Here is a 6295-nt window from a genome sequence, read left to right on the forward strand (position 1 = left end):
TTCCGCATATGAAAAAACAAACCCTTCTCTTCCTGGGACTTACCCTGCCGTTTGCAGGCTGGTCGCAGCAGAACTCCTCTGATGCAGCAGTAGTAAAAAAAGTGGCAGATTATGCCGTTGCCCACACCGCTTTCCAGTTTAAAGGTGATAACAACCAAACCTGGAATACCAGCAAGGAAATACCTGCCGGTGCAACTGCCAGGATATCAGACCACCTGAGTGAATGGCATTATCCCAATGGTGTATTAAATATCGCTATGACGGACCTCGGGGAATACCTGAACGATAAAAAGTATACTGAGTTTTCGGAGAAACATGTAGCCTTTGCGTTTGACAATTATGCTTATTTTGAAGCACTCAGCAAAAAAGGAGTCCGGTATAAAAACTTTCCTTTCAACCAATTGATCAATATGCGCGTACTGGACGATTGCGGCGCTATGGGCGCCAGCCTGATAGACGTTTACCAGCATGTAAAAAGAAGCGATTACAAGGCTTATATTGATAAAGCGGCCAATCATATCAGCAAGGTACAGGAAAGGCTGCCGGATGGTACTTTGTGCCGGCCTTACCCCTATAAATGGACCCTTTGGGGCGATGACCTGTATATGAGCGTTCCTTTCCTTGCCCGCATGGGCAAACTCACCGGCAACAATTCTTACTTCGATGATGCGGTTGCCCAGGTAAAACATTTTTCACACTACCTCTGGGATGAAAAGAATGAATTGTATGTGCACTATTATTATGAAGATCTGAAAAGGCAGGGCGTTGCACACTGGGGCCGCGCCAACGGATGGATCATGCTGGCAAAGGTACAGCTGCTCAATTACCTGCCCGTCAATCATCCCGGCAGGCAGGAGGTGATTGCAGATGTTACCCGGCAGATCCTCGGCATCGCCAGATACCAATCGGCCAGCGGCCTGTTCCACCAGGTGCTTGACCGTACAGATTCCTATACGGAAACCTCCTGCACCGCCATGTTTGTATATTCCATTGCACGCGGTGTGAATGAGGGCTGGCTCGATAAACGTTATATCACTATTGCAGAAAGGGGATGGGAAGGACTGGTAAAGGAGAAAATACAGGAAGATGGTCAGTTGAAAGATGTTTGTATTGGTACAAACACTTCGGCGGATCTGTCTTTTTATTATAACCGCCCAACGGAACTAAACGACTTTCATGGTATCGGGCCTGTGATAGAGGCAGGTATTGAAATCATGCGCTATCGCGCAAATATCAAAAAATAAAAAGTGACGGATCTGCAGGAAGATCTTCTGCAAATCCGTCACACCAGATATTTTTGCTAGTACATATCAAACCACACCTTCGTGGTTAACAGATCCGCCCCCTGGCGGGCCACTGCCGCTTTATAATTGGCGCCGTTCAATGCCTGCTCACTGGAAGGATATGATAAACGCAGCGGCATTTTACCCTGCAACGCGCCGGTGTAAGCGGGCTTCAACTGCGGATAATCCAATCGCCTCCATTCTGCAAAGGCTTCCAGTCCTTCACTGAATAATGCCAGCCACTTCTGCTCTCCTATCGATTTCTTATAGTTACTGGCATCATACGCCACGGCGGGTTGCGCCAGGTAATCGTCTACCTGCGTACCTGTAATGCCGTATTGTTTGAAAGATGCGCGGATAGCCTGTGCATAAAGATCCGCTGCATTACCGCTGGTCAGGTTACGCTGTGCCGCTTCCGCGAGGATAAACAATTGCTCTGCGTAGGTGAACACATAAGCGGGCGCCTGCGTTGCCGTGAACGCCGCACCAATATCGGAAGTTTTGCTGAAACCCAGTCTGGAAGCCGAATCGGCCGACAATCCATTCGTAACGCCGATATAGGCATTGGTATCGGCGGGCAATGCTGCGTATATGCTTAAGCGTGGGTCGTTCAGCGCTTTCAGTTTATCTACCACCGTTTTACTGATGCGATAATCGTTCCTTGTTTCCCTGTTCCTGCCAACAGGGTTCTGGTTGGGGGAAGTGAGGTAGTTCAGCTTCACTTCGCGATCGCCGGCAGCCAGGAAGAAGTTACCTTCTGCGGCCAGTTCCGCAAATACTGCTTTAGCGGCAGCCGGATCACGATCGGCCAGTCGCAATGCAATACGGGAGCGCAGTCCGTTGGCAAATTTTTTCCAGCCATTCATATTTCCCGCCAGTAAAGAATCACCAAGGATAGGATTATCTGATGGAGAAATAATGCTTACTGCATTCTTCAGTTCTGCCAGCAGCCCCCTGTATACCACCCGCTGACTGTCGTACACCGGTGTAAGATATTTATCAATATTGCCTGCCTGTGTGTAAGGAATATCTCCATACAAATCAGTCAGCACCTGGAAGATCCAGGAACGCATGATAATACCTACTGCTTTGTAATTGGGATTGTGCAGGGTATCTCCCAGTTCTGCCAGTTTTGTAAAATCTGCTATACCCTGTGCATAAAAATTGTTCCATACCGTTTGGATGTTGGTAGAAGCCGGAATATAACGGTCCGGATCAGGATATTGGATCTTAGCCCAGTACTGAATATATAACAAGGAGGTTTCCATGGTGGCATCGCTGCCCCAGTAGGTATCCACGTTGGCTTTAATACCGTTGCTCAGCAGGTAGTCCGGCTGCACAACCGTGGGTTCGTTTGGATTTATATTGGTACGTTCCAGGTCTTTCTGGCAACCAGCCAGCCACACTGCAGCGATTAATAAAGAGAAAGATATCAATAACTTTTTCATAATCATTCAATCATTAAAATGAAACATTCAGGTTAAAGCCAAAGCTGCGGGTGGTGGGTATCTGCAGCGTTTCCAGTCCCTGGCCATTACCGGTATTAAAGGCTGTTTCAGGATCTATGTTTGGTGTGTTCTTATGCAGGTAGCCCAGGTTCCTGCCTACCAGCGCTACATTTACGGCCTGTAATCCCCATTTCTTTACCAGTGAAACCGGTAAGGTATACCCTACTTTGATTTCGCGCAGTTTCACAAAAGAGGCGTTGTATACCGCGCTTTCATTCAGGTTACTGCTATACACGGCTTTGTAGTAGTTCTGTGCTGAGAGGATGGCAGTATTCTTTTTACCATCTGCCGTGTAGCCATCAAAAATGATCCCGTCGTGCTTTACAGTAGCCCCGCCTGGTGCGGTGGCATTGTGATCCGGCAATTGTACATTTTTTACCCCGTCATAGTAATAAGGTAATCCGCCGTTTTCCTCGTCGCGGCCGGGCATTGTTGCCGCCAATACACCGGTGCCCATACCCGTAGCGTTGGTACCGGACCAGATGGATCCTCCCTGTTTGGTATCTATCAGGAAACTCAGATTAAATCCTTTAAAAGAGAAGTTATTATTGATGCTCCCTGTCCATTTGGGTGTATAGTAGCCCAGTATTTTCTTACTCGGATCTACTGATGGCGTACCATCTGTATTTACCAGTATCCTGTTTTCGCTGTCTCTTTTATAAGCAGTACCGTAAAGGGCGCCGTAGCGTTGTCCCTTACTGGCCAGCACCTGGATATTACCGGAGCTGCCGAGTACATAGTTGGTCAGAAATCCATCTGCATCCAGTTCCACTACTTTACTCACATTACGTGCATAATTGATGTTTGCATCCCAGCGGAAGCCGGAGCGTGTAGAGATGGGCGTTAGTCCAAGCATTACTTCCACCCCGTGATTACTGAGCTCACCTGTGTTCAGTAATTTTTTCAGATACCCGGTAGTGGAGCTTACATCCGCCAGCAGGATCTGGTTACGGCTGTGAGAGCTGTAGTAAGTAACATCCAGCCGTACGCGGTTATCAATGAAACCTGCTTCCACTCCTACTTCTGTTGAAGTGGTAATTTCCGGTTTGAGGTCTTTGTTCAGGTATTTATCCGATACGGTGAGTAATGGCAGTGAGCCAAAAGGTTGGTTGAACGGATAGGTATTAATTTCCTGGTAGGGGTCTGTATCCTTTCCTACCTGTGCCCATCCGCCGCGCAGTTTGAGCAGGGAGAGCGCCTGGCCCTGGATGTGCAGGGCTTCAGACAATACCAGGCTGGCGTTTACCGAAGGATAAAAATAGGAGTTATTACCTCTTGGCAATGTAGAAGACCAGTCGTTGCGCGCTGTTAAATTCAGAAATGCATAATTGCGGTAGCCTACCTGTGCAGCTGCAAAGCCGCTGTATACTTTCTGCCTGTTGAGCAGGCTGGTAGAAATCAGCGGATCGCGGGAGTTATTCAGTGTATATACATCTTTCACCGCCAGGCGGGGCGCCTGCTGGTAATTTTGTTCCAGCTGGTTGGAGCGCAGGTTGGCGCCGGCCAATACATCTATATCAAAATCACTTCCCAGCTTTTTCTTCGCATTCAGTGTAAACTCTCCATTTGTTTCACTTACTGCATAAGCGTCTTCCGTATAGGAGCCAAACGGTGTACCATTGGTGTAGTAGGCGATTTTATACTTGCGCCTGTCCTGGTAGTAATCGGTACCTATGCGGAAATTGGCCGTGAGCCAGTCCACGATCTGGTACGATAACCGGGCATTGCCCAGGAAGCGGTTGCGCAGCAAGCCTACTGTATTCTCATGCTGGATCCAGTAAGGATTGCTGTAATAGCTATGGTTCCAATTGTAATCGGTGCCATCTGCATTTTTATAGTTTTTCAGTTTGCTCACATCTACCTGCCGGCCAAACCAGATGAACTGGAGGGTAACGCTGTTGCCACGTCTGCCATCCACACCAGGAAGATTATCAGCGGAGCTGCGCACATAATTCGCATAAGTGCTGAGTGTGAGTTTCGGCGTAATACGGAAAGTGTTACTCGCGGTAAAAGTATTGCGGGTAATACCGGTATTAGGTAAAATACCGCCTTGTTTGGTATTGTTATAAGAGAAGCGGTAATCCAGTTTTTCGTTGGTGCCGCCTACAGACAGGCCATTGTTCAATGTATAGCCTGTTACATAAAAGTCTTTAACGTTATCTGGGTGTGCTACAAACGGAACGGCTTCTCCGTTGGAAAAGAATTGCGGGATAAGCCGGCCATCCAGTTTTGGCCCCCAGCTTTCATCCACACCGTCGTTGATGCCGCCGCCTTTACCGTCTTTATAGGAAAACTGTCCGCCCGTTCCTTGTCCGTAGGAGTTCTGAAAATCGGGCAGGATCAGGAGTTTATCGATGGTAGCGCCGGAATTTATGGTAACGCCCATGCCACCTTTCGTGTCTTTCCCGGTTTTTGTTTTGATCACAATTACGCCACTGGATGCGCGGGAGCCGTATAACGCAGCAGCGTTGGGGCCTTTCAGCACACTAATAGAAGCAATATCGTCGGGATTGATATCGGAAATGGCATTGGCAAAATCGCGGCCGGTTCCGATGCCTAACTGGCTATTATCTACCGGTACGCCATCCAGCACAAACAGCGGCTGGTTATTACCGGCGATGGAGGTTTCTCCGCGGATAATGATACGGGAAGAGCCGAGGTTACCCTGGCTGTTGGTTACCTGTACGCCGGCTATTTTTCCGGACAGCGCGTTTACCAGGTTGGTTTCTTTTGCTTCAGAAAAATCTTTTGATTTCAATTCCTGTACAGCATAGCCGAGCGATTTTTTTTCGCGTGAAATACCTAATGCAGTTACCACTACTTCTTCCAGTTTCCTGTTACTGTTTTCCAGGGAGATGTTGATCACTTTATTGTTTCCAACAACTGCAAATGTTGTTTCAAAGCCTAGTGAGGAGAATTGCAGCGTATCATTCACCTGTGCGCTGATCGAATATTTTCCATCCGGATCCGATTGCGTGCCACGTCCTGTTCCTTTCACCTGAACAATTGCGCCGGGTATGCGCTGTGCGTCTGAGCGGGATGTGATGACCCCGTTCACCCTGATTTCCTGGGCGATGCTTTGCTGCAGCCACAATAAGGCAGGCAGCAAGCATAACAGCCTTTTTTCGTAATTCATGCGTTGTACTTGATTTATAAGTTGACTCAGATCTTTGCGGAGATGCTACACCGTTCAGATTTTGGCATTTGCGTTTGGTGTATGATCAATTCGTGATATCGGGGCAAAAGTAAGCCACAAATATTAATCCACAAAATTTATAGACTATATAGGTTTAAAAAGTACAGATAGATATTTAGCGAAAAATGCAGGATGGGAGCTGATCCCCGTGGCTGTGGCTGGTAACAGTGGTTAATAAAACATCAGCAATGGGTTAGATATTGTAAAAGGATAAGGGTAATAAAGCGGCCGCCGGCTGCAGATATAAAGTGTTAGAGCTGGTATACATAAACTGCACTCACTAACAGGGGATGTACACATCAGCTATG

Annotated in this window: 3 protein-coding genes; 1 reads left to right on the plus strand and 2 read right to left on the minus strand. The window is 47.7% G+C overall.

What is annotated here, in order from left to right:
* The coding region (locus VN105_RS10235; RefSeq protein WP_325640476.1) for a glycoside hydrolase family 88 protein at nucleotides 1-1244 on the plus strand (1244 nt) is incomplete at its 5' end.
* Nucleotides 1245-1300: 56 nt separating this feature from the next.
* Here VN105_RS10235 and VN105_RS10240 read toward each other — a convergent pair.
* Together VN105_RS10240 and VN105_RS10245 are read right to left on the minus strand one after the other, a co-directional pair.
* Entirely contained in the window at nucleotides 1301-2731 is a 1431-nt protein-coding gene (locus tag VN105_RS10240; protein ID WP_325640478.1) for a SusD/RagB family nutrient-binding outer membrane lipoprotein, read from the minus strand.
* Between the two features lie 13 nt (nucleotides 2732-2744).
* Nucleotides 2745-5927, minus strand: coding sequence for a SusC/RagA family TonB-linked outer membrane protein (locus tag VN105_RS10245; protein ID WP_325640480.1), 3183 nt, complete (start codon nucleotides 5925-5927; stop codon nucleotides 2745-2747).
* Nucleotides 5928-6295 lie beyond the last annotated feature (368 nt).

The organism is Chitinophaga sp. (assembly GCF_035564935.1).
In the GTDB taxonomy this organism is placed as follows: Bacteria; Bacteroidota; Bacteroidia; order Chitinophagales; family Chitinophagaceae; genus Chitinophaga.

Excerpts from the sequence above, each read along its gene's own strand:
- VN105_RS10240 (WP_325640478.1), bottom strand. The coding sequence starts at position 2,731 with ATGAAAAAGTTATTGATATCTTTCTCTTTATTAATCGCTGCAGTGTGG.
- VN105_RS10245 (WP_325640480.1), bottom strand. The coding sequence starts at position 5,927 with ATGAATTACGAAAAAAGGCTGTTATGCTTGCTGCCTGCCTTATTGTGG.